The organism is Staphylococcus sp. EG-SA-2 (genome assembly GCF_017152085.1).
On sequence record NZ_JACYHC010000068.1, the window covers coordinates 1 to 564 of the forward strand.

General features: G+C 31.7%; 1 protein-coding gene. It reads left to right on the forward strand.

The annotated features are described in order from the left end of the window. Positions 1–12: 12 nt before the first annotated feature. Positions 13–564 (forward strand): YwqG family protein (locus IDG60_RS27095; RefSeq protein ID WP_206160360.1); only part of this gene is annotated, 552 nt, incomplete at its 3' end.

A 564-nucleotide genomic window follows, 5' to 3' on the forward strand; every position in this document is an offset into this window, starting at 1 on the left:
GGGGAAGTTAATATGCTAAACATTCAAGACGTTAGTCATCTTTCTAAAAAGGAGCAAAAAGCATATAACCGTTTCGTAGAATCTGTAGAAAACGGTAATTTACCAGTACTACCATGTATTGAAATGGATTTAAAAGAGATGCAAGAAGAAACTTTAAGCCAGAGTAAGATTGGTGGAATGCCATTTTTAAAATCTTTTAAAGATATACCATTAGATGAAAATAATGTACCAATGGTATTGTTAGCACAGATTAATTTGAATGATCTTCCAGAACAACAAGAATTATTTCCTGTAAATGAAGGGATATTGCAGTTTTGGATTAGTTCAGAAGATCAAATGTATGGTATGTCTGAAAATTTAAAGGGAAACAATATAAACTCAAGGTTTGTTTATATAAAAGAGCCAATTACAGATTTATCACTCGAAAATATTCAAGTGCATTTGAAGTCATTAGATGCTGATAATGAGGATATCCCGTTCAGTGGAGCATTTTCTATAGAATTTAGATTGTCGAAACAAACTATTACATGTACTGATTATAAGTACGATGAGGACGTGCTTGCA